We start from the raw sequence: 22,062 nt of genomic DNA on the forward strand, positions 1-22,062 counted from the left end.
AGCGGGCGACCTTCCCGCGCTAAGCAACGCCTAGCGCTGAAAGTTGAGCATGCGCTCCAGCGGCTTGAGCGCGCGAGCACGCAGCTCGGCGTCGACGAAGATCTCGCCGCTGCCCTCCCGCAGAGCGCCGGCCAGATTGTCCAGCGCGTTCATCGCCATCCACGGGCAGTGCGCGCAGCTGCGGCAGGTGGCACCATTCCCCGCAGTGGGCGCCTCGAACAGTGTCTTCTCGGGCACCATCTGCTGCATCTTGAAGAAGATGCCGCGGTCGGTGGCAACGACCAGCTTGTCGTTGGGCAGTTCTCTGGCCGCCCTGATCAGCTGTGAAGTCGAGCCAATCACGTCGGCGAGCTCCACCACCGAGGCGGGCGACTCCGGATGTACCAGCACGGCGGCGTCAGGATAGAGCGCCTTTAGATCCTCGATACCCTTGGCCTTGAATTCTTCGTGCACGATGCACGCGCCGTCCCACAGCAGCATGTCGGCGCCTGTCTTCTGCTGAATATAGCCGCCGAGATGCTTGTCCGGCGCCCACAGAATCTTCTCCCCACGGGCCTGCAGATACTCGATGACGTCCACCGCGATGGAAGAGGTCACCACCCAGTCGGCACGCGCCTTCACCGCCGCCGAGGTGTTGGCATAGACCACCACGGTACGGTCGGGGTGCTGATCGCAAAAGGCACTGAACGCGTCGGCGGGACAGCCAACATCGAGCGAACAGGTCGCTTCCAGCGTCGGCATCAGCACACGTTTCTCGGGAGATAGAATCTTGGCCGTCTCGCCCATGAAGCGCACCCCCGCCACGACCAGGGTATCCGCCTCGTGGCGAGCGCCGAAACGGGCCATCTCGAGGGAGTCGGCCACGCAGCCGCCGGTTTCCTCGGCCAACTGCTGGATGGCGTCTTCGGTGTAGTAATGCGCCACCAGCACCGCATTGTTGGCCTCGAGCAGGCGCTTGATCTCGTCGATGCGAGCCTCGTCCTGGGCAGGAAGGCGGGTGGGGCAATAAGCGCGGGCCAGGTGCTCTCGCACCTCGACTCGGGAAGTCATGATCGTCATCGTGTCTACCACTGCGACTGGCAGGGGCTCCCCCTGCATGTACCGGGTGCATCGCGGCTCGCGCGCTCCGCACGGACGATGCGCCTTGGGCCGGACGGCGTCTCTCGCCATCGTGCCCGTGGGATTATCTTACACCATACGCACGGGGCCTTGGATACCCGTCTGATTCGCCAACGTTGGCATCAGCCCCAAACGCAAGACGCCCCCGCCTCGAAGAGGCGGGGGCGCAGAAGCTGGTGGGTCGTGTAGGATTCGAACCTACGACCAATTGGTTAAAAGCCAACTGCTCTACCAACTGAGCTAACGACCCGAGCACAGGCCCGGAATGGTGGGTCGTGTAGGATTCGAACCTACGACCAATTGGTTAAAAGCCAACTGCTCTACCAACTGAGCTAACGACCCTTCCGAACGGGTGCAGATATTACTGATCGCACCTTTGGCTGGCAAGGATTTTTTTGACCCACGGCCTATGACGCTCCGTTATCGCCCCTGGGTATTCTTGGGCTTGCGCATCGCCTGTACCGGGCGACGCTTGTTCTTGTCGCGGCTCCAGCGGTTCTTCTCGTTGGGGGTCAACTCGGGCACCTTACGCGGCGCCAGACCGGCGGAAAGAGCCAGGTCGTCGATCTCGTCCTGGGAAAGCTCCACCCATTCCCCCGCCTTGGCCCGCTTATCGAGGAAGATATTGCCGTAGCGTACCCGCTTGAGCCGACTGACGGTGAGCCCTTGGGATTCCCACAGCCGGCGCACCTCGCGATTGCGCCCTTCCATGATCACCACATGAAACCAGGTATTGATGCCCTCGCCGCCGAACTCCTGCACGTCGGTGAAACGCGCCGGACCATCATCGAGCATCACGCCCTCGACCATGGCTTTCACGTGTTCCTTGCGCACTTCCCCCATCACGCGCACGGCGTATTCACGCTCGATCTGGGTGGAAGGATGCATCAGCCGGTTGGCCAGCTCGCCGTCGGTGGTGAACAGGAGAAGCCCGCTGGTATTGATGTCCAACCGGCCAATGGCGATCCAGCGCTCGCCCCTCAGGCGCGGCAGGCGCTCGAATACGGTGCGCCGCCCTTCGGGGTCCTTGCGCGTGCACAACTCACCTTCCGGCTTGTTGTACATGATCACGCGGCGCGGCGTTTCCTCGGCCCCACGCAGGGCCACCGGGCGGTCGTCGAAGGTCACCTTGTCGCGCATCTCGATGCGATCGCCGAGCGTGGCGACTTTGCCATTGACCTTGACGCGGCCGGCTTCGATGGCCGCTTCCATCTCGCGGCGCGAACCCAGTCCGGCACGGGCCAGGACCTTCTGCAGTTTTTCGGTATTGCTCGTCATGTGTTGTCGGGTTTCTCATCATCGGTGGATTCCGCCCCCGCTCCGCCGTCATCGTCGACGCTGGTGCGGGCACGTTCGGCCAGGCGCGCTTCGAGATCGGCGAAGCTCAGCCCTGGCCTGTCGGACGCCTTCCCGGCGTGTGTCGCGTCGGCCGTCCCGGCCGTCGTCTCGCTAGCGCTCTCTTCCCTACCCTCTTTCGCGGCCACCTCATCTCCAGCCGCAGGCTCGTTTTGCTCACCCGCGCCCCCGGTCGAGGCGCCGGGTTCCTCGGTGTTCCTCTCTTCGTTCTCTTCGCCCGCCTCGTCGGCCTGGGCCAGCAGGCGACTTGTCGGCGGTGGCGCCTCGTCCTCGAAGACCGGTTCCGCCATGCCCTTGAGTTCATGCATGGGCGGCAGTTCATCCAACGTCTTCAGGCCAAAATCGTCGAGGAACTGACGCGTGGTGGCATAGACCGAAGGGCGGCCCGGCACGTCGCGGTGCCCGACCACGCGAATCCAGCCCCGTTCGGCCAGCGTGCGCATGATCGAACTGCTCACCGCCACGCCACGAACCTCCTCGATATCGCCCCGGGTCACCGGTTGACGATAAGCGATCAGCGCCAGGGTCTCCAGCAGGGCGCGAGAATAGCGCTGCGGACGCTCGTCCCATAGCCGCGAAACCCATGACGAGAGTCGCGAGCGAATGCGCAACTGGTAACCCGAGGCGGTCTCGAGCAGTTCCAGTGCGCCACACTCATGGCGTGTCGCGACCCGCTCCAGCGCCTCGCGCAAGTGGCGACGACGCGGCCGCTCATGATCGTCGAACAGGCCTTCAAGACGCTCCAGAGAGAGCGGTTCGGCCGCCGCCAGCAGCGCCGCCTCAAGGATCTCATCGAGGCTGTCGGGCAGTTCCATGGCGGTCATGCTCGTTCATCCCCCCGCGGCGGGCCCGCCTCCTCCGCTTCTTCGGCGAAGGGGCTTTCGATATCGTACTCTTCGCCTTCCCGCATTTCGTCTTCCTGGGCCTCACGCGGCGTTCGGGCACGCACATGGATCGGCGAGAGCGGCGCGTTCTGCACGATCTCGATCATCGCCTCCTTGGCCAGCTCGAGGATGGCCATGAACGTGACGATCACCCCGGCACGCCCTTCTTCCAGAGTGAACAGCGCCTCGAACGGCGTATAGTGCTCGTGGTGGAGCCGTTCCATGATCGCCAGCATGCGCTCACGGGTCGAGAGCACTTCGCGCCCCACCTGGTGAGCCTGGTTGAGCTCGGCCCGACGCAGGATGCCGGCCAGCGCCCCGAGCAGTTCGTCGAGTTCCACTTCAGGATGAATCACCCGCGCCTGGAGCGGCGGCAGCGCCGCACGTGCCGGGAACCAGTCACGCCCCACCCGGGGAAGTTCCGCCAACGCTTCGGCGGCACTCTTGAGTTGCTCATACTCCTGCAGGCGACGGATCAGCTCGGTGCGAGGGTCCTCTTCCTCTTCGTCACCCGCCTCCTTCGGCGGGCGCGGCAGCAAGGTGCGCGACTTGATCTCGGCCAGCATGGCAGCCATCAACAGGTACTCACCGGCCAGCTCGATTTCCATTGCCTTCATCAGTTCGACGTATTCGATATATTGCCGGGTAATGGCCGCCACATCGATGGCGAGAATATCCAGGTTCTGACGTCGAATCAGGTACAGAAGCAGATCGAGCGGCCCCTCGAAAGCCTCGAGGAATACCCGCAGCGCCTCCGGCGGGATGTAGAGATCCTCGGGTAGCTCGGTGATAGGCTCGTCGAAAAGCCTGGCGAGCGCCTCCGTCCGGGCGGCGGTGTCATGCGTAGCGTGCTGCTCGGGAGCAGCCGTATGGGGCATCTCGCTCACGCGGGGGCGGCCTCCCGGCCGGACTTGTCTGAAGATCGATCACGCAGTCTACCAAGAGCACGAGGCAGAGAGTAAGTCCGGCTCAACCCGCCGTCACCCGGCAACCTCTCCCTGAAGACTTGCGCCGGCAAGACATTCCAGGCGCTTGGCCTCGATGACGCCCCGTACACGAGCCCGCGACCGCAGCGTGACCTTGTCCCCCGCCTTGAGTCTTCCCGCCACTTGTCCATCGACGCTGATTTCGCGCCCCTCAAGATACGATGCCACCCTTCCGCTCATCGTCACCCTGACGTGATGGTCCTTGGCGACAACGGATCCTTCTATGACGCCCTTGATCATTACCGGCTCATCGGCAATGAGCTTGCCCGACACTCGCGTAGCCACACCGATACGACTCCCCTCGGCGCCACTCCGGGCAACGGATTTCGCCCCGGCGCTTTCCGTCCCGTTAACCGGTTCATTCATCGCCGCGACCGGCAATAGGCCCTGCCGGGCGATGCAAGCTGATGCACCGCTCCCCGGCGTAGCGGAACCCGCGGCGCGACTTTTCCTCTTGCGCCGTCCCCCATCCCAGATGATCAAGGTCATGGCAACCACGCCAAGAAAGATAAGCCAAGTCTGAATACCCATTTTCCTTCTCCATGCTCTGCGTGTCCCTTATAGGCGCCCAATCCCGAGCACAGTGACGAGAATAGGGCACCGGATCCCGCACAGCTCCGCGCTTTGGCACCACTGGAAGCAAGCTAGGCTGTTTGGCTGAACGTCGATACGACGACCTGCCCTTCCGAAAAGGTTCGGTGCCCGATAGACGAGGACCGTCCAAGTACAGCGCGGGGCGTCAAGACCCTTACTGTCAGGAGGCCTGCATGTTCCACAAGGCAAAGCAGCGTGAGCCGGAAGCAACGGCGACAAGCGTCGCAACGGATACCAGCCGGGCCCCATCGCCGCGACAGGAGATGGCCGCCGTGACACAGCCCGGTGCTTCGGTGATCGGCACTCATACCCGAGTGCAGGGAGACATCGAGGCCGACGAGGATCTGACCGTGGAGGGACACGTCAAGGGAACGATCACCTGCAAACAGCATACCGTCACCCTGGGGACTAGCGGCCAGATCATAGGTGACGTATATGCTCACACCCTGCATGTCTCTGGCGAGGTCGAGGGCAACCTCGTGGCATCGCATCGCGCCACGATCCACATGGGCGCCAATGTCAGGGGGACGCTCGTCACGCCATGCCTGATGCTCGAGGACGGCAGCACTTTCCATGGCGCTATCGACATGGATCCCGACAGCGACACCCTCAAGAATGCTTTCAGCGGAATTGCCGACCGCGGCCAGACGCTCGCCTCGCCTGATTGCGACGACAGCGACGCCGACGCGCCCGATGCAACGCCCGCGCCATGAAGTCATGATGCGATACCGGCAGGCCGAGCGAGCGTCCTAACCGACGCTTGGCGGCAAACGGATCGCCCCTCACTCCGCCGCTTCGGCCTGACGATAGCGCCCGGTGTAATCGAACAACTTCTCGCGCACTTGCCAGTGACGGCCCACCTTGCGCCCCACCACGAAGTCGGGATGGCGCAGGCGCCGGCGCTCGGCGATCACCTCTTCCGCGCTCATTGGCTGCCAGCGCGCCCCGGGGGCGCGCAGGTGATCGCGCAGGAACACGGCTCCGAAGGCGGCACGCTGGGCCGCCGTCTCCAGGGCGAACCATTCGGCCAGCGTCGTACCGTCCTCGTCGTGGTAGGTCACCTTGAGTCGCGGCAGGCCGCGGCCGTTGACGGTAGCGTCGAGCTGCATGCCGGCCACCCGAAGCACCCTGGCATCCTTGAGACGCAGCGCCTCCTTGAGTTTGTCGTCGGCGTCGACCAGCAGGGTCTCGCAGCCGTGGCAGCGCCGCGCGGCGATGTCGTTCTCGGCCCCGCACTGCTCGCATACCTTGAAGCGGAAACGAAACTCGCACTGGCTGCGCTTGCCCGATACCTCCTCGATGAGCCCTTGGCAGCGCCGACCGAAGTGCTCAATGACGATCTCTCCCGCCTTACGCCCCCAGAACAGGTTGGCGTGGCCGCAAGCGGGACATTCGACCTGCACCGGTTCGGTATCCGTTGCCGGTTTGGGGCTGCCCACTTCCGGCGCATAGAGATCCCAGGGGTTGCCCGCATAATCGAGAACCAGGCAATCGTCCTTGCCCGGCGCGAGCCGCAGCCCGCGACCGACAATCTGCTGATACAGGCTCACCGACTCGGTGGGCCTCAGGATCGCGATCAGATCCACGTGGGGCGCATCGAAGCCGGTGGTAAGCACCGCGACGTTGACCAGGTACTTGAGTTCGCCCGCCTTGAAATCGGCGATCATGCGCTCGCGCTCGGACAGGGACGTCTCGCCCGTCACCAAGGCCGACTGCCCGGACGGCAGATAGCCCAGGACCTCCTCGGCATGGGCGACACTGGCGGCAAACAGCATCACGCCCCGGCGATCACGGGCGCGCTCGACGATCTCGGCGACGATGCCCGGCGTCGCACGGTTACCCGCCACCACACGGTTGAGCTCCTCCTCTCGGAACAGACCGCTGGACGCCGGCCGCAGCGCCGAGAAGTCGTAGCGCTCGACAGCGACATCGATGCGCACCGGACGCGCCAGGTAACCCTGCTTGACCATCAGCCGTAGCGGCTGCTCGAACACGCAGTCGCGAAAGAAGCAATCGTCCCCGCCGCGCACCATGCCGTGGTGGTGGCGGTGATAGATAAAACCCTGCCCCAGGCGATAGGGTGTGGCGGTAAGCCCCAGCACCTTGAGACGTGAGTTGTGCCGCTTGAAGTGGTCGATGACCCGGTGATAGGTCGAGTCCTCCTCGGGCGAAACCCGGTGGCACTCGTCGATGATCAGCAGGGTAAAGGTACCGTCATCGAAGCGATCGAGATGGCGGACTACCGATTGCACCGAGCCGAACACCACTTGGCGCGCGGCCTCCTTGCGCCCCAGCCCGGCGCTGAAGATGTCCGCCTCGAGGCCGTAGGCCAGGTACTTGGCATGGTTCTGCTCGACCAATTCACGCACATGAGCCAATACCAGCACTCTTCCCCGTGCCAGGCGTGCCAGCTCGGCGATCACCAGCGACTTGCCGCTGCCGGTCGGCAACACGACTACCGCCGGCTCGTCAGAGCCGCGGAAATGCGCGACCACGCGCTCGACCGCCTCACGCTGGTAGAGGCGAAGGGTCGGCGGCGGATGGGCGCTGTGGACAGATGCGGTTGGCAAGGGCATGAAACGGCCGAACAGGATTACGGTAAGTCATCTTACCCGTCGCCGCGCCCTGCGTCAGGGCCCGTCGGGAGTGGGAAAAGAGGCACAGCGAACGATTGCCAGTCCAGGCCATTGGTCTCCTGAGCCGGCTCGGGGCGACCTCGCCGGCCGAATCCTCGTCACTGGCGCTCAGCGTCCCCGGACATGAAATTTTTCCACGCCGTTGGCTCTTGAATCTAGGGGGAAAAGTCGCTTTTCAACGGCTTATTCAAACTCATGTTTTATCGTAGAACAGGTAGATTCCGCACGTCTCGTCTATAGTGTGCATTCAGAGCCGTGTCAGACGAAGGCCTAAGCCACGATTGGGCAATGGGGTGTCGGTGGGATTGGTTTTCGTCATACCTGTGAATGGATTTGCTGGGAATTCGCGCTGAAATTTCGCGATTCTTGATGAAGATCAAGTGAACTGGAGGCACCGTCGGGACAGGATGCGCCCGAAGGGAAGCATTGACGCTTCGCTCCGTCAAAGAGGACACCGCCATGCCGGAAATACCAACAAAAATTGCCAGATTGGTGCTGGTGCTCGATGAGCTGTTGACGTTGGCAGAGGCTCATGAACGAGCCGAACTGACACGCTATCGACGACTCGCTTTCAGCTTCCTGCCCTACGATACTGCCATCAGCCGCCTGATGGCCTCCCTCGGGATTCAGTGCGAGATGCGCATCGATGAATTGCGTCGTGTCTCGCACCAACTGGGGCTGACCGACTCCGCCATGGCACAGGGTTCATCGAGTTCCGCCATCCCCCACGCTTTCGTCAGTGATCCGGCCATGGCGCAGGATACACTGCGCCAGGCCGTCCAAGACGCCGACTATTCGCTGCGCTTCCACAAGCACCTTCGCGAGGCTAGCGCCATACCTTCCCTGTTCCCGGTGATGACCGCCATCATCAAGCAGAAGCAGGCGGAACACGCCGTCCTGGAGAGCTTCCTGGCCACCCGCGACGACGCCGAGCGGGAAGGAATGCGCGCCTAGGAACCGGCATTGCCTGTCGAATGGCTAGCCGGGCACGCCTCGAAGAAATACCACGCAACGAATCCACGCGGCGTACCCAACGCAACCTATCAACGAAGAGGCGGCCCGCAGGCCGCTTCTTCGTCTTCGTCACTCGTGCTCAACCCAACCAGACCCGGGCGTTGCGGAACAGGCGCATCCAGGCGCCGTCACGGGTCCAATCGGCCGGCCGCCAGGAGTGGGTCACCGCGCGTACCACCCGCTCCGGGTGAGGCATCATGATGGTAACGCGGCCATCCGGTGTGGTCAGGCCGGTAATGCCCGAGGGCGAGCCATTGGGATTGGCCGGGTATTGGGTGGTCACCTGACCGTAATTGTCGATGTAACGCAGCGCTACCTGGGCGCTTCCCTGCATGCTGCGCAGGTGCGCGCTGTCGCGGAACTCGGCGCGCCCCTCACCGTGGGCCACGGCGATCGGCAGGCGCGAGCCCTCCATGCCGGCCAGCAGGATCGAGGGGCTCTTCTCCACTTGTACCATGGATACCCTGGCTTCGAACTGCTCGGACTCGTTGCGCACGAAGCGCGGCCAGTTCTCGGCGCCGGGAATCATCTCCTTGAGCTGGGAGAACATCTGGCAGCCATTGCAGACACCCAGCGCGAAGCTGTCGCTGCGGGCGAAGAACGCGGCGAACTGTTCCCGCGCCCGAGCGTTGAACCGTACCGACTTGGCCCAGCCACCGCCGGCGCCCAACACGTCGCCATAGGAGAAGCCACCGCAAGCCACCAGCCCCTTGAAGCTCTCGAGATCGATGCGTCCCTCAAGAATGTCGCTCATGTGCACGTCCACCGCCTCGAAACCGGCGTGGTCGAAGGCCCAGGCCATCTCCAACTGACCGTTGACGCCTTGCTCGCGCAGGATCGCCACCGCCGGGCGCGCCACGCTGACGAATGGCGCGGCGATGTCCTCGTCGACGTCAAAGGTAGGGGTAGCCGAGAGTCCCGGGTCGCGACCGTCGAGCAGGCCGTCGAATTCGTTCTTGGCGCACTCGGGGTTGTCGCGCAGGGACTGCATGCGATAGCTGGTCTCGGTCCAGGTGCGCTGGGCCAGCAGCCGGGTGGTCTCGAGCAGCGGCTCCTCGAACAGGGTCACTCGCACCTGATCGTCGTAGCGCGGACGAGCGATCACACCGCAGGTCTCGATGCCGGCTGCGGCGAACTGCGCCAGCACTTCCTCGGTATGCCGGCGATTGACCTGGATTACCGCCCCGAGCTCCTCGGCGAACAGGGCATCCACCGCCTGGGTGGGCTCGTCGATCAGCCAATCGAGCTTGATCTCGAGGCCGGCATGCGCGGCAAAGGCCATCTCCAACAGTGTGACCAGCAGGCCGCCGTCGCTGCGGTCGTGGTAGGCCAGCAGCTTGCCATCGGCGTTGAGTCCCTGGATCACGGCGAAGAACGCCTTGAGATCCTCCGGATCGTCGAGGTCAGGACACTCATTGCCGAGCTGGCCGTAGACCTGCGCCAGCGCCGAGCCGCCCAGGCGGTTCCTGCCGCCGCCCAGGTCGATCAGGATCAGGTCGCTCTCGTCCTGCTCCAGGTTGATCTCCGGCGTCAGGGTGCGCAGCGCATCGGTGACCGGCGCAAAGCCGGTGACCACCAGTGTGAGCGGTGACGTCATGCTCTTTTCCTCGGCGTCCTCACCGTCGCCGACCTGCCAGGCGGTACGCATCGACATGGAGTCCTTGCCCACCGGAATGGCAATGCCGAGCTGCGGACAGAGCTCCATGCCCACCGCGTGGACGGCGTCGTACAGTGCCTGGTTCTCGCCCACGTGATCGGCGGCACTCATCCAATTCGCAGAGAGTTTGATGTCGCCGAGCTTGGCGATGGGAGCGGCGGCCAGATTGGTAATGGTTTCGGCCACCGCCAGGCGGGCACTGGCGGACGAGTCGATCAGCGCCACCGGGGGGCGCTCGCCCATGGCCATGGCCTCGCCGGCGCAGGTGTCGTAGCTCGCCGTGGTCACCGCGACATCGGCCACCGGCACCTGCCATGGGCCGACCATCTGGTCGCGGGCCACCATGCCGGTTATGGAGCGGTCGCCGATGGTGATCAGGAAGCTCTTGGACGCCACCGTGGGCAGGCGAAGCACACGCTCCATGGCTTCGCGCAGGTCGAGGTTGTCGAGCATCACCCCCGGTAGTTCGAGGCTCTCGCGCTCGAATTCGCGCCGCATTTTCGGCGGCTTGCCGAACAGCACGCTCATGGGCAGGTCGACCGGCTTCGTGGCGATGGACTGAGCCTCGAAGTGCCCGTCACGCACTTCCAGGTGATGCGCCTCGATGGCTTCGCCGACCACGGCATAAGGACAGCGTTCGCGCATGCACAGCGCAGCGAAGGTGTCGAGATCCTCCGGCGCTACCGCCAGCACGTAACGCTCCTGAGCCTCGTTGCACCAGATCTCCAGCGGGCTCATGCCCGGCTCGGCGTTGGGCACCGCACGCAGCTCGAAGCGGCCCCCGCGCTGGCCGTCCTTGACCAGCTCCGGCAGGGCATTGGAGAGCCCGCCGGCACCGACGTCGTGAATGAAGCGGATGGGGTTGGCGTCGCCCAACGCCCAGCAGCGGTCGATCACCTCCTGGGCGCGCCGCTCGATCTCGGCGTTTTCGCGCTGCACCGAGGCGAAGTCGAGGTCGGCGCTGGAGACACCGGATGCCATTGACGAGGCTGCACCGCCGCCCAGGCCGATCAGCATGGCCGGCCCGCCCATCACGATCAGCTTGCCGCCGACGGGAATCTCGCCCTTGGCAACGTGCCTTTCGCGAATGTTGCCATAGCCGCCGGCGATCATGACCGGCTTGTGGTAGCCGCGGCGCTCGATGCCCCCCACGCCCAGCGTGTCCTGCTCGTAGGTGCGGAAGTAGCCGGTGAGATTGGGACGGCCGAATTCGTTGTTGAAGGAGGCGCCCCCGATGGGGCCTTCCAGCATGATATCCAGTGCCGACTGCATGCGTTCGGGCTTGCCGTAGTCGAACGCCTCCCAGGGTTGGACGAACTCGGGAATGCGCAGGTTGGAGACGGTGAAACCGGTCAGGCCGGCCTTGGGCTTGCCACCGATGCCGGTGGCGCCCTCGTCGCGGATCTCGCCGCCGGCGCCGGTGGCCGCCCCCGGATAGGGAGCGATGGCCGTCGGATGGTTATGGGTCTCCACTTTCATCAGGATATGGACCGGCTCGCGATGCACGCCGTAGACGGCACGCTCGGCGGCCTTGCCGGTCAGCGGTGCAGCGAAGAAACGCCCCGCTTCGCTGCCTTCGATCACCGCGGCATTGTCGCTGTAGGCGGATAGGATGCCATCGGGCGACGCCTGGTAGGTGTTCTTGATCATCTTGAACAACGAGTGGCTCTGCGCCTTGCCGTCGATCACCCAGTCGGCGTTAAAAATCTTGTGCCGGCAGTGTTCCGAGTTGGCCTGGGCGAACATCATCAGTTCGACGTCGGTGGGATTGCGGCCCAGATCGCGAAAGGCGTCGACCAGATAATCGATCTCGTCGTCGGCCAGCGCCAGCCCCAGGCCGACGTTGGCCTGCTCCAGCGCCTCCCGGCCCCCCTCCAGGATAGCCACCTGCCCCAGCGGTGCCGGTTCATGATGGGCGAATAGCCGAGCCGCATCGGAGGCATCGGTAAGCACGGTCTCGGTCATGCGGTCGTGCAGGACATGCAGGATCGCGGTGAAGGCCGTTTCCGACATCGGCGCCTTGAGCACTACCCGGTAGGCGATGCCGCGCTCGATGCGCCGTATCCGGCCCAGGCCGCAGTTGTGGGCGATATCGGTGGCCTTGGACGACCACGGCGACTGCGTGCCGATGCGCGGCACCACCAAACACAGCTGACCCTCGGCGCCCGCGTCCCCCTGCGGAGCCTCGTCCTCGCGTCTGGCCCCGTAATCGAGCAGTTGGTCGAGCACGCCCCGCTCGTCTTCGGTCAGTTCACCGTCATGATCCACGAAATGCACATAGGCGGCGTGCAGGGACTCGACCTCGGGAACCCGTGCGCGCAAGGCAGCCAGCAGCTTGTCGTGACGGAAAGCGGAAAGGGCAGGCGCGCCTCGAAGTTCGAGCATGTCTTGAAGCCTCTGAAGCAAGCGGAGGAAGGGCCGCAGGGCGGCGAAGAAAGCCGCTATGATACTGGAAACGGAGGGTGGGACGAAATGCGGCGGATGACAGTCGCCGCTCGGGCCGTTATGGTGGCACCCTCATCGCCGATCATCGTCCAGATGCCTGTATCTTCGAGTCGTCTTCCACCGAGCCGCTTGCGTCTCGCTGCCCTGCTGTTGCTGGGAAGCGTGTTGTGCCTGTTTCCCTTTCGCCATCACAGTCCATCCGACGGCGTGCTGGAGACGGTGCGCGAGCGCGATTTCATCAACATCCATACGCGCAACACGCCCACGACCTATTATGAAGGCCGTCACGGCCCCACCGGCTTCGAGTACGAGCTGATGCGCCGCTTCGCCGACCATCTCGGCGTGAGCCTGTCGCTGGATGCCCGGCACAATGCCGACAGCGTCCTGAGCGCCGTGCGCGAGGAAGGCGATCTGGGCGCCGCCGCCCTGCCGCTCGACCCGACTCAACAGGGGCTGCTCTTCAGCCGGCCCATTCTGGAATTGCAACCGGTGCTGGTCTATCGTCGCGGCCTGCGGCCGGTCAGCGAGCCGGAGTCGCTCGCCGGTCTCTCGATCGGCACCATCAGCGGTTCCGGCACTGATCGTGTACTGCGCGAATTGCAGGCGGAACATCCCGAGCTGGGCTGGCGCGAGACATCGGAGCTGGAGGTCGCCGAGCTGCTCAGCCGGGTAGAGGATGGCCGGCTGGACGCGGCAGTGGTCTACGACCACCAGTTTCGCATCAACCGCATTTTCTTTCCCGGCGTCGAGCGTGGCTTTCTCCTCGGCAAGCCGCTCTCCATGGCCTGGGCCTTTCCCGCTCGTGGTGGCCTGGGGTTGCAGCAGGAAGCCAACCGCTTCCTTGACGGGCTGCAACGCGAGGGAGAGCTCGATCGGCTGATCTCCCGCCATTTCGGTCACGACGATTACCTGGAATACGTCGGCGCACGCGTTTTCATCGGTCATCTCAGCGAACGGCTGCCCACCTATACCGAACTCTTTCGCGAGGCGGCGCGCAACACCGGCTTCGATTGGAAGCTGCTGGCGGCGCTGAGCTACCAGGAGTCGCATTGGGATCCGCAGGCCACCTCGCCCACCGGGGTAAGAGGATTGATGATGTTGACCCTGCCCACCGCCAAGGAGCTCGGCGTGAACGATCGTCTCGATCCGGCCGAGAGCGTCAACGGCGGGGCGCTCTATTTGCGCCAGTTGATGGATCGGTTGCCCGGGTCGATCCGGGGAGAGGACCGGCTTTACATGGCCATGGCCGCCTATAACGTCGGGCTTGGACACCTGTACGATGCGCGCAAGATTGCCGAGGAGCTCGGCGACGATCCCGATCGTTGGGCCGACGTGCGCGAAGCCCTGCCGCTGCTGCAGCAGCAGGAATGGCATAGCAAGACCCGCCACGGCTATGCCCGCGGCGGCGAACCGGTCATCTACGTGCGCAACATCCGCCGTTATTACGAGATACTGACCTACGTCGACCGCAGCCAGCAGCAGTTCCTTCAGCTCGCCGAACCGGGATCGGACGAGGCCGCCGCCCCTCCGTTCTTCGATATCGTCGCCCCCATTCTCTAGCGCCACTCGGGCGCGGAGAACTAGCGACAGCGAGGTTCGACCGTCTTGTCGCTGCTATCCCGGCGAGCCTCGAAGAACGTCTTGAGCAGTCGTGATGCCCGCACCGCGAGCACGCCTCCCTGAACGATCACCCGGTGGTGGTGCCATGGCTGGGCGAACAGGTTGGCTTTCGACTCCACCATGCCGGTACGCGGCTCGGCAGCACCGTAGACCACGCGAGCGATGCGAGCATGGATGATCGCACCGGTACACATGAGGCAAGGCTCGAGCGTGACATAGAGGGTGCAGCCATCGAGGCGATAGTTGCCCAGGCGAGCGGCGGCAGCGCGCAGCGCGCGCACCTCGGCATGGGCGCTGGGATCATGGCGCGAGATCGGCGCGTTGAAGCCCGCCCCGACGATCTCCCCCGTCGCATCCACCACGACCGCCCCCACCGGCACTTCACCGGCCGCCAAACCTTCGTGCGCCTGGTCCAGCGCCCGGTGCATGTAGAATTCGTCACTGCGCATCGGCCAGGACTCCGTTATGCTGATGCCTGAAACAACCGTATGAGTCGCCCCTGAGGAAGCCCATGACCGACGCCCTGAACGAGCTCGTCGCCCTGCTCGGCCTGGAAGAGATCGAGGAGAACCTGTTTCGCGGCCGCAGCCAGGATCTTGGCCTGCCGCAACTGTTCGGCGGCCAGGTACTCGGCCAGGCGCTCTCGGCCGCCACGCACACGGTGGACCCCAGCCGCCAGGCACATTCGCTACACGGTTACTTCCTGCGCCCCGGCGATCCCCATCGCCCGGTAGTCTATCAGGTCGACGCCGTACGCGATGGCGGCAGCTTCACCACTCGGCGCGTCATCGCGATCCAGAAGGGGCGCCCGATCTTCTTCTGCAGCGCCTCTTTTCATGGCGAGGAGCGGAGCATGGCCCACCAGATGGCCATGCCCGAACTCGCCCTGCCCGAGGCACTGGAACGGGATCCCAGCGCTCGTCTGGAGCGTTTCCCCGGCCATCCCATCGAATTTCTGCACCTCGGGGACGAAGCCGAACCCGGGCAACCCTCACGCAAGCGCCTGTGGTTCCGGTTGACGGGTGAGCTTCCCGCCGATCCCGCCCTGCATCGCTACTTGCTGGCCTACAGCTCCGACTTCAATCTCTTGACCACGGCGCTGGTACCTCACGGCATCACCTTTCGCGACCCACGCCTGCAGATTGCCAGCCTCGATCACGCCTTGTGGTTTCACAGCGACGTGAAAGTGAACGACTGGCTGCTCTACGATATGGACAGCCCCTGGGCCGGCGGTGCCCGCGGCTTCGCTCGCGGCAGCCTCTATGATCGCCATGGCCGGTTGGTCGCCTCCTCGGCGCAAGAGGGGCTCACCCGCCTGCGCGCCCCCCACTAGCGCCGGCCCTCGACCGACCGGCATAAGGCTAATGGCGTAGCCTCGCAAACCTGGCGTCCAGCGACCGTTGCGACCATGCCCGAGATCGTTTCCACGGCCCGGGCAACGAAAACCTTCGTTCATGGGTCGACTGGCTCCCATCCGGTTCCACCTGCCCGCGCCGCTGCAACCGACCTCATGGCGTGGCCGCTGGGAAAGCGCGCGATTTAGAGCGACTCGTGAGGCACCAGGTCGGGGCGAGGACGGTCATAACCGGTCTTCATCAGCAAACTCAGCAGCCTCTCTTCCTTCAGACCGCCATAAAAAGAGGCCGCCACGGCTAGCGCCGTGACGGCCTCGTCCTTTTCGAGCTTCAGGCACTAATATTAGCGGTTTCCACCTCCGCTGTTCTTACCGCCCTTCTGGCCAGCTTCAGAGGCCTTCTGCGGGTCGTTGGCAAAATTACCACCGCTATGCTTGCCGCCTTTCTGGCCGGCTTCAGATGCCTTTTGCGGGTCGTTGGCAAAGTTACCACCGCTATGCTGGCCGCCTTTCTGGCCGGCTTCCGAAGCGCGTTCAGGATCATTGGCGAAGTTGCCACCGCTTTGCTGGCCGCCTTTCTGACCGGCCTCCGAGGCGCGCTCAGGATCGTTGGCGAAGTTGCCACCGCTCTGCTGACCGCCCTTGTGTCCTATTTCCTCGTAGAATTCACGATCATGCGTTTTGGCCGTGGTTTCACCGCCTTTTTTGCCTGCTTCGTTGACTGACATCTTGCCTTGATCGTTGCGTTTATCCGCCATGGTTTTGCCTCCTTTCCGTTTCACACGGCTTCGTGAATGGCGATACTTCCTTGCTGTGTGTTCTTCAACATAGGAAGCGGTCCGCACTTTCCGCAAGCCTATGCGAGCGTCTTTCTGTAAGGCTTTGTCAAGTTTAACTTCTTTCCTTTTCATTAGGCTCATCAAGGCCCTTCGGTGGGCTTGCCGGTAAACTCTGTGACCGGCATTTCCGTATCCCTGTCGAGCCGCTCGGCGAAGGCCTTGAGTCCGTCGACCAAAGGCAGGAGCGCCTGCCAGAGCTCATCGTCGTTCAGCATTCGATAGGCTCCGCTCACGCCCGGCGCTTCATGTCCTTCCTTGTGCGGCGTGTGCCGAGCAATCCGATCGAGGGCATCCTTGACGGCAAACGTCACCTTGTAGAATCGCTCCGGAGGAACATCCGAGAGCATCATTGCCAGCACCGATACGTTCTGTATCGCATTGAGCGTTCCCGGCTTGCTCAAGCCGTCGAGCAGCACCTTGGCGATCTGTGGATTGGCGGCCACCAGGTCGTTGGCGAAGCGCAGCACGCCATGTTCATGCAGCGTTTCCAATAGCTGATCGAGCTCCTCGCGAGCCGTTTTGCCGATCCTGGGCGGCGTTACATCGTGCGAGATTCGTTCGGCCATCAGATCTTCCTCGGGTTGGTTGGCGTTTGCGGTGGCAGGTAGTACTCCTCCTGAGCCCACTTGATTTCAACCTCGACACCCCGGCTAGGCGTGCGTCGACCATAGCGATAATTGGTGGTTGGCAATGGCGGTTCACTGCGTCTGTCGAGCACCTCGAGCTTGACCGCCGTCTCCTTGTAAGCAGGAGTATGCACGTCGGGATCGTGATGCTCGCCGGTCAGGGCATTGACGCCAGGCTTACCGAAATGAATGGGCAGGAACAGCGTATGCCCCGCCACGCGATTGGTAATCACCGCCGGAAATTCGATGCTGTCCCTACGTGAGCTCAGGCGAACCCAAGTGCCCTCCTCAATGCCTCGCTCGGCGGCAAGCTCGGGGCTGACCTCGACGAAGCCATGAGGGACCTGCCCCCAGATTCCCGTAGAACGACCGGTCTGATTAGCGCCTTGGAATTGTTCGAGCATGCGCCCATTATCCAGCGAAAGATCGTATTCCTCATCGGCGGCTTCCTCGGGCGGCTGCCATTCCAACGGATGGAGATTGGCATTGCCATCCTCGTTGGGAAAGCCGTCGGTATACAACAGCGGCGAATCGGTGCCATCCGCCGCTACCGGCCACTGCAATGACTTCCAGCCCGCCAGGCGTGCATAGGTGACGCCGGCGAACATCGGTGAAATACGCGCGCACTCCGCCATGATCTGCGAAGGATGGGTATAGCCCCAATCATGGCCCATGCGCGCCGCCAGCTCGGTGAGGATGCGCCAGTCCGGCCGACTGTCGCCCAAGGGTTCGAGCACCTGATAGGAACGTTGGATACGCCGTTCGGTATTGACGTAGGAGCCTTCCTTCTCGACGCTCGGGCAAGCGGGCAGCACCACGTCGGCAAATTCGGCGGTGCGGCTGAGAAAGAGGTCCTGCACCACCATGAAATCGAGTTCCTCGAATGCCGAGTGGACGTTGTGGGTGTTGGCATCGGAAAAGGCAGTCTCCTCACCGATGATGTACATCGCCTTGATCGCGCCCTTCTCGGCCGACTGCACCATCAGAAAATTGCCTTCTCCCACCTGGTCGGAGAGCCGTTCAGGCCTCACGCCCCAGCCCTTGGCCCAGCGTTCACGCGCCGCCGGGTCGGAAACCTTCTCGTAGCCCGGGTACATATTGCGCAGACAGCCGAAGTCGCTCGCTCCCTGAACGTTGTTGTGACCGCGCATGGGGTAACCGCCAGTGCCGGGTTTGCCATAGTTGCCGGTGACCAGCAGCAGGTTCGATAACGCAGTGCTGGTATCGGAGCCATGGCTGTGCTGGGTGATACCCATGGCCCACAACAGACAGACGCTCCGGGCACGGCCAATCGTTTCCGCCGCCTCGATCAGATCATCGCGAGCGATGCCGGTCAGTGATTCGGCGTACTCCAGCGTGAATGGCGCCAACGATTGGCGGTACTCATCGACATTGTTGACCCAGCGCTCGAGAAAAGGCCTGTCGGCCAGGTCGTTGTCGAACATGTAGCGAGACAGTGCCGAGGCCCACACCAGGTCGGTACTGGCATTGGGACGCAGGTAGAGATCGGCGCGCTCGGCCATCTCGTGCTTGCGCGGGTCGACCACGATCAGCTTCTGTCCGCGGAGCTTGTGGGCGGCCTTGATCTTCGAGGCGATTACCGGATGATTCTCGGCAGTGTTGCTGCCCACGATGACCACGACCTCGGCCCGCTCGATATCCTGGATCGAGCCGGCATCGCCACCATAGCCAACGGTGCGAAACAGCCCCTTGGTCGCCGGGTTCTGACAATAGCGGGAAGAGTTGTCGACGTTGTTCGTGCCGATGATCAGGCGAGCGATCTTCTGGGTCAGATAGGCCTCTTCGTTGGTGGCCTTGCTCGAACCGATGAAACCGAGGCTGTCGGGCCCGTGGGTATCGCGGACTTCCAGCAGCCGACGCGCAACGAGGTCGAGTGCCTCGTCCCAGCCGGCTTCGCGAAACCTCCCGTTCTCGCGGATCAGCGGCATGGTCAGACGCTTTTCGCTGTTGACGAAATCCCAGGCGAACTTGCCCTTGATGCAGGTGGAGATACCATTGGCCGGTGCCTCCGGGGTCGGCTGAACCTTGAGAATGTGACGGTCGCGGGTCCACATCTCGAACGCGCACCCAACCCCGCAGTAGGTGCACACGGTCTTGGTTTTCTTGAGCCCTGGCTGGCGCCACTGCGAATCCATCTCGGAAAGCCCCGATACCGGTGTAGCTCCCATCGTGGTTTCCAGGGTTTTGACCACTTCGATCATGGGGCGCTTGAGCGACCAGGGCATGTCGGTGAACGGCCCGGCATGCTGATTCATGCTGTTTTCCAGCAGCGCGTTGCAGGGGCAGACCGTCACGCAGTGGCCGCAGTGCACGCAGCTCGAATCGTTGATTTCCTTGCCACCGTCCCATAGCACACGAGGGTTCTCGCTAGCGAAATCGATGGTCAGCGTCTCGTTGACCTCGACGTTCTGACACGCCTCGACGCAGCGACCGCACAGGATGCACTGGTCGGGGTCATAGGTGTAGAACGGGCTCGAGGTGTCCTTGGGGTAGGGCTTGCGTTTGAATTCATAGCGTTGGATGGGAATCTGCATGTCCACCATCGTGTTGTGCAGCGCGCAATCGCCGTTGTTGTTCTCGCATACCGTGCAGTACAGTTCGTGCTTGGCCAGCAGACGATCCATGCCCTCCTCTCGGGCAGCCCGGGCCTGCGCGTTCTGACTCGAGATGCTGAGTCCCTCCTCGGCGCGCAGGGCACAGCCCCGCTTGAGCTCGCCGTCGACTTCGACCCAACAGGCGTCACACGTTTCCAGCGGACCGAGGGAGGGGTGGTAACAGACATGCGGCAGGTCGATGCCGTACCGCTCGAGGAGATCGACTAATGGCGTTCCCGGTGGCCCCGAAAGTTTCTGGTCGTCGAAGACAAGGGTGCAATTCCTTTCCTTAGCCATATCAGTGCTCCTAGCCACGATCGATGACGCAACGGCCCTGAGACGGCCATCACTCTTTTTTTGCCATGGGCTTTCTCTCTGCGAATTCAGCCGGTACCTGTTGAAGCTAGACAACCCCCGGTCGGATGTCGAAAGGGGAAACCGCCGGCGCGCCTTGCCATGTGAAACCACTTCGCACGCTTCGGCGGTGCCAACGAACGCCTACCCCGTCCGGACCCGCATCAGTTCATCCCAGCGCGTGGTATAACGCCCGGTGCGTCGTTGGCAGCGCAGCGCCCAGGCACTGTCGGCGTGGGGCAGGCCGAAGCGCACGGTATCGCGTCCCATCTCGCGATTGAGCCGGTCGAGCGTGGCCATCAGCCGCCGGTTGCGGTCACGGCGCCAAGCATCCTTCGGTTCGTCTAACAGCGAGAGTTGGCGTCGCTCGGCGTCCATCAGGTCGAGTAGCATCACACCGCATTTCTGGTAGCGATGCCCTTCGAGAAAGATGGCCGCCAGTGCCCGGCGAGCCGCCTCGAGCAAGGCCGGCGTCGCGTCGCTGGGCTCCTCCAGCGCCACGACCTGACTGTTGGTGTACTGCGGATCGCACACTCGGTGAGGATCGGTGCGCAGGAAGACCAGTACCGCCTGCGCCAGGCTCCCCTGGCGGCGCAGCTTCTCGGCGGCGCGCGTTGCATGCTGGCGAACGGCCGCCTGCAGGTCGCCAAGTTCGCCGCTCAGCCGCCCGAACGAGCGCGACACCAGAATACGCTGGCGCGGCGCGTTCACATCCTCCAGCTCGATGGCCGGGTGGCCGCGCAGTTCCCAGACGATACGCTCCAGCACCACCGAAAAGGCGCTGCGAATCTGCTTGGGGTCGGCCTCGCGCAATTGCCATGCCGTCTCGATGCCCATCAGGGCGAGCCGTTCGCCGGTTCGCCGAGCCACGCCCCACAGTTGGGTGACAGGCAACTGCTGCAATACCCGGCGAGTCACGTCGCTGTCGGCATCGAGCCGGCAGACCCCTTCGTAGGCCGGCATCCGCTTGGACAGCCGATTGGCCACCTTGGCCAGAACGCGGGTCGGTGCCACGCCCACCCCAACCGGAATACCGGTCCACTGACGCACCGTCTCGCGTAGCCGATGGCAGTGGGTTTCCAGCGCACCGGGGTCGAAGCCGGTAAAGCCGACGAAGCTCTCGTCGATGGAATAGGGCTCCACATCGGGAGAGAACTCGGCCAGTACCCGGTTCACACGTCTCGAGACATCGCCGTAGAGGGCGTAATTGCTCGACAGCAGCACCGCCTGGCGGCGAATCGCGGGTGGCAGCAAGTGCAGCGGCGCCCCCAATGCTACGCCCAGCGCCTTGAGTTCGCGGGAGCGCGCCACCACGCAGCCGTCGTTGTTCGACAGCACGCCCACCGGCAGGCCTTCCAGCCGCGGGTTGAAGACCCGCTCGCAGCTGACATAGAAGTTGTCCCCGTCGACCATGGCGATCATGGCGATGCTCCCGGCAGCGCATGGATCACGTAGGTCACCACACCCCAAACGTGGCACTCGCGCCCCTCCAGCGGTATCGGGGCGAAGCGCGGGTTGCTGGCCAACAACACGGTACGGTCTCCTCGGCGCGCCAATCGCTTGACGGTAGGTTCGCCGTCCACGGCGATCACCACGACACGGCCGGGACGCGGCTCCAGGCCGCGATCCACTACCAGCAGATCGCCGTCGTGGATACCGTCGCCCAGCATCGAGTCGCCCTCGGCTCGTACGAAGTAGGTGGACGCCGGGCGTCGTACCACGTGGTCGTGCAGGTTGAGATCGACATCGAGATGATCGTCGGCGGGACTGGGAAAACCGGCCCGGACCCGGCAGCCCAGCAGGGGTTGACCACGAGCGCCGGTTGGCGCTGCGGCCCGGCCGACGACAGGCAGCGCGGGGAAGGGAGCGAGCGACATGGAAAGCACCTTTCAAACTGTATTCCCATACAGTATTTGCCATCCCTCCTTCGGAAGGCAACCGTTCTCACCGTCGCCAGGCACCG

17 protein-coding genes and 2 tRNA genes are annotated in these 22,062 nt (G+C 63.7%); 4 read left to right on the plus strand and 15 right to left on the minus strand.

What is annotated here, in order from left to right; translation table 11 throughout:
- Positions 1 to 30: 30 nt before the first annotated feature.
- From nadA to F0A17_RS10845, 7 genes are all read right to left on the minus strand, one after another.
- Complete coding sequence (gene nadA / locus F0A17_RS10815; protein ID WP_149328360.1) at positions 31 to 1,059, minus strand: quinolinate synthase NadA; 1,029 nt, start codon at positions 1,057 to 1,059, stop codon at positions 31 to 33.
- Positions 1,060 to 1,293: 234 nt separating this feature from the next.
- Positions 1,294 to 1,369, minus strand: a tRNA-Lys gene (locus F0A17_RS10820).
- 16 nt (positions 1,370 to 1,385) lie between these two features.
- Positions 1,386 to 1,461 (minus strand) — tRNA-Lys (locus tag F0A17_RS10825).
- 78 nt (positions 1,462 to 1,539) lie between these two features.
- Complete coding sequence (rluB, locus tag F0A17_RS10830) at positions 1,540 to 2,397, minus strand: 23S rRNA pseudouridine(2605) synthase RluB (RefSeq protein ID WP_149328361.1); 858 nt, start codon at positions 2,395 to 2,397, stop codon at positions 1,540 to 1,542.
- Positions 2,394 to 3,299 carry an SMC-Scp complex subunit ScpB gene (gene scpB / locus F0A17_RS10835; RefSeq protein WP_149328362.1) on the minus strand — a complete coding sequence of 302 codons (906 nt, stop codon included), beginning with the start codon at positions 3,297 to 3,299 and terminating at the stop codon, positions 2,394 to 2,396. Before scpB ends, rluB begins: the two co-directional genes overlap by 4 nt.
- Positions 3,296 to 4,246 carry a segregation and condensation protein A gene (locus F0A17_RS10840; RefSeq protein WP_228716880.1) on the minus strand — a complete coding sequence of 317 codons (951 nt, stop codon included), beginning with the start codon at positions 4,244 to 4,246 and terminating at the stop codon, positions 3,296 to 3,298. The genes scpB and F0A17_RS10840 overlap by 4 nt, the downstream gene beginning before the upstream one ends.
- Before the next feature lie 93 nt (positions 4,247 to 4,339).
- A complete protein-coding gene (locus F0A17_RS10845) occupies positions 4,340 to 4,876 on the minus strand; it encodes a bactofilin family protein (RefSeq protein ID WP_149328363.1) in 537 nt (178 codons plus the stop codon).
- A 236-nt stretch (positions 4,877 to 5,112) separates the two neighbouring features.
- On the opposite strand from F0A17_RS10845, the gene F0A17_RS10850 reads away from it, so the two are divergent.
- Positions 5,113 to 5,652: a bactofilin family protein gene (locus tag F0A17_RS10850; RefSeq protein ID WP_228716881.1), complete on the plus strand. Its 540-nt coding sequence runs from the start codon at positions 5,113 to 5,115 to the stop codon at positions 5,650 to 5,652.
- A 69-nt stretch (positions 5,653 to 5,721) separates the two neighbouring features.
- Here F0A17_RS10850 and F0A17_RS10855 read toward each other — a convergent pair whose 3' ends face one another.
- A complete protein-coding gene (locus tag F0A17_RS10855) occupies positions 5,722 to 7,515 on the minus strand; it encodes a DEAD/DEAH box helicase (RefSeq protein WP_149328364.1) in 1,794 nt (597 codons plus the stop codon).
- 519 nt (positions 7,516 to 8,034) lie between these two features.
- Here F0A17_RS10855 and F0A17_RS10860 point away from each other — a divergent pair.
- Entirely contained in the window at positions 8,035 to 8,529 is a 495-nt protein-coding gene (locus F0A17_RS10860; RefSeq protein ID WP_149328365.1) for a hypothetical protein, read from the plus strand.
- A gap of 139 nt (positions 8,530 to 8,668) precedes the next feature.
- On the opposite strand, the gene purL is transcribed toward F0A17_RS10860, so the two are convergent.
- Entirely contained in the window at positions 8,669 to 12,631 is a 3,963-nt protein-coding gene (gene purL / locus F0A17_RS10865) for a phosphoribosylformylglycinamidine synthase (protein ID WP_149328366.1), read from the minus strand.
- 153 nt (positions 12,632 to 12,784) lie between these two features.
- On the opposite strand from purL, the gene mltF reads away from it, so the two are divergent.
- Positions 12,785 to 14,251: a membrane-bound lytic murein transglycosylase MltF gene (gene mltF, locus F0A17_RS10870; RefSeq protein WP_149328793.1), complete on the plus strand. Its 1,467-nt coding sequence runs from the start codon at positions 12,785 to 12,787 to the stop codon at positions 14,249 to 14,251.
- Positions 14,252 to 14,271: 20 nt separating this feature from the next.
- Here the strand turns inward: mltF and tadA are convergent, their stop codons facing one another.
- Entirely contained in the window at positions 14,272 to 14,760 is a 489-nt protein-coding gene (tadA, locus tag F0A17_RS10875; protein WP_149328367.1) for a tRNA adenosine(34) deaminase TadA, read from the minus strand.
- A gap of 62 nt (positions 14,761 to 14,822) precedes the next feature.
- Between tadA and F0A17_RS10880 the strand changes: the two genes are divergently transcribed.
- Complete coding sequence (locus tag F0A17_RS10880; protein WP_149328368.1) at positions 14,823 to 15,644, plus strand: acyl-CoA thioesterase; 822 nt, start codon at positions 14,823 to 14,825, stop codon at positions 15,642 to 15,644.
- Positions 15,645 to 16,009: 365 nt separating this feature from the next.
- On the opposite strand, the gene F0A17_RS21010 is transcribed toward F0A17_RS10880, so the two are convergent.
- From F0A17_RS21010 to F0A17_RS10905, 5 genes are all read right to left on the minus strand, one after another.
- The gene (locus F0A17_RS21010) at positions 16,010 to 16,423 is read right to left on the minus strand and encodes a con-10 family general stress protein (RefSeq protein ID WP_149328369.1); all 414 of its coding nucleotides are present in this window, start codon (positions 16,421 to 16,423) and stop codon (positions 16,010 to 16,012) included.
- Between the two features lie 161 nt (positions 16,424 to 16,584).
- Complete coding sequence (locus F0A17_RS10890; RefSeq protein ID WP_149328370.1) at positions 16,585 to 17,070, minus strand: helical membrane plugin domain-containing protein; 486 nt, start codon at positions 17,068 to 17,070, stop codon at positions 16,585 to 16,587.
- A complete protein-coding gene (fdhF, locus tag F0A17_RS10895) occupies positions 17,070 to 20,042 on the minus strand; it encodes a formate dehydrogenase subunit alpha (RefSeq protein WP_149328371.1) in 2,973 nt (990 codons plus the stop codon). The genes F0A17_RS10890 and fdhF overlap by 1 nt, the downstream gene beginning before the upstream one ends.
- Positions 20,043 to 20,243: 201 nt before the next feature.
- Complete coding sequence (locus F0A17_RS10900) at positions 20,244 to 21,521, minus strand: Y-family DNA polymerase (RefSeq protein WP_149328372.1); 1,278 nt, start codon at positions 21,519 to 21,521, stop codon at positions 20,244 to 20,246.
- Positions 21,518 to 21,976: a LexA family protein gene (locus F0A17_RS10905; protein ID WP_149328373.1), complete on the minus strand. Its 459-nt coding sequence runs from the start codon at positions 21,974 to 21,976 to the stop codon at positions 21,518 to 21,520. The genes F0A17_RS10900 and F0A17_RS10905 overlap by 4 nt, the downstream gene beginning before the upstream one ends.
- Positions 21,977 to 22,062: the final 86 nt, after the last annotated feature.

Source organism: Billgrantia pellis (assembly GCF_008297955.1).
In the GTDB taxonomy this organism is placed as follows: Bacteria; Pseudomonadota; Gammaproteobacteria; order Pseudomonadales; family Halomonadaceae; genus Halomonas; species Halomonas pellis.

Excerpts from the sequence above, each read along its gene's own strand:
- nadA (WP_149328360.1), bottom strand. The coding sequence starts at position 1,059 with ATGACGATCATGACTTCCCGAGTCGAGGTGCGAGAGCACCTGGCCCGC.
- rluB (WP_149328361.1), bottom strand. The coding sequence starts at position 2,397 with ATGACGAGCAATACCGAAAAACTGCAGAAGGTCCTGGCCCGTGCCGGA.
- scpB (WP_149328362.1), bottom strand. The coding sequence starts at position 3,299 with ATGACCGCCATGGAACTGCCCGACAGCCTCGATGAGATCCTTGAGGCG.
- F0A17_RS10845 (WP_149328363.1), bottom strand. The coding sequence starts at position 4,876 with ATGGGTATTCAGACTTGGCTTATCTTTCTTGGCGTGGTTGCCATGACC.
- F0A17_RS10850 (WP_228716881.1), top strand. The coding sequence starts at position 5,113 with ATGTTCCACAAGGCAAAGCAGCGTGAGCCGGAAGCAACGGCGACAAGC.
- F0A17_RS10855 (WP_149328364.1), bottom strand. The coding sequence starts at position 7,515 with ATGCCCTTGCCAACCGCATCTGTCCACAGCGCCCATCCGCCGCCGACC.
- F0A17_RS10860 (WP_149328365.1), top strand. The coding sequence starts at position 8,035 with ATGCCGGAAATACCAACAAAAATTGCCAGATTGGTGCTGGTGCTCGAT.
- purL (WP_149328366.1), bottom strand. The coding sequence starts at position 12,631 with ATGCTCGAACTTCGAGGCGCGCCTGCCCTTTCCGCTTTCCGTCACGAC.
- mltF (WP_149328793.1), top strand. The coding sequence starts at position 12,785 with ATGCCTGTATCTTCGAGTCGTCTTCCACCGAGCCGCTTGCGTCTCGCT.
- tadA (WP_149328367.1), bottom strand. The coding sequence starts at position 14,760 with ATGCGCAGTGACGAATTCTACATGCACCGGGCGCTGGACCAGGCGCAC.
- F0A17_RS10880 (WP_149328368.1), top strand. The coding sequence starts at position 14,823 with ATGACCGACGCCCTGAACGAGCTCGTCGCCCTGCTCGGCCTGGAAGAG.
- F0A17_RS21010 (WP_149328369.1), bottom strand. The coding sequence starts at position 16,423 with ATGGCGGATAAACGCAACGATCAAGGCAAGATGTCAGTCAACGAAGCA.
- F0A17_RS10890 (WP_149328370.1), bottom strand. The coding sequence starts at position 17,070 with ATGGCCGAACGAATCTCGCACGATGTAACGCCGCCCAGGATCGGCAAA.
- fdhF (WP_149328371.1), bottom strand. The coding sequence starts at position 20,042 with ATGGCTAAGGAAAGGAATTGCACCCTTGTCTTCGACGACCAGAAACTT.
- F0A17_RS10900 (WP_149328372.1), bottom strand. The coding sequence starts at position 21,521 with ATGATCGCCATGGTCGACGGGGACAACTTCTATGTCAGCTGCGAGCGG.
- F0A17_RS10905 (WP_149328373.1), bottom strand. The coding sequence starts at position 21,976 with ATGTCGCTCGCTCCCTTCCCCGCGCTGCCTGTCGTCGGCCGGGCCGCA.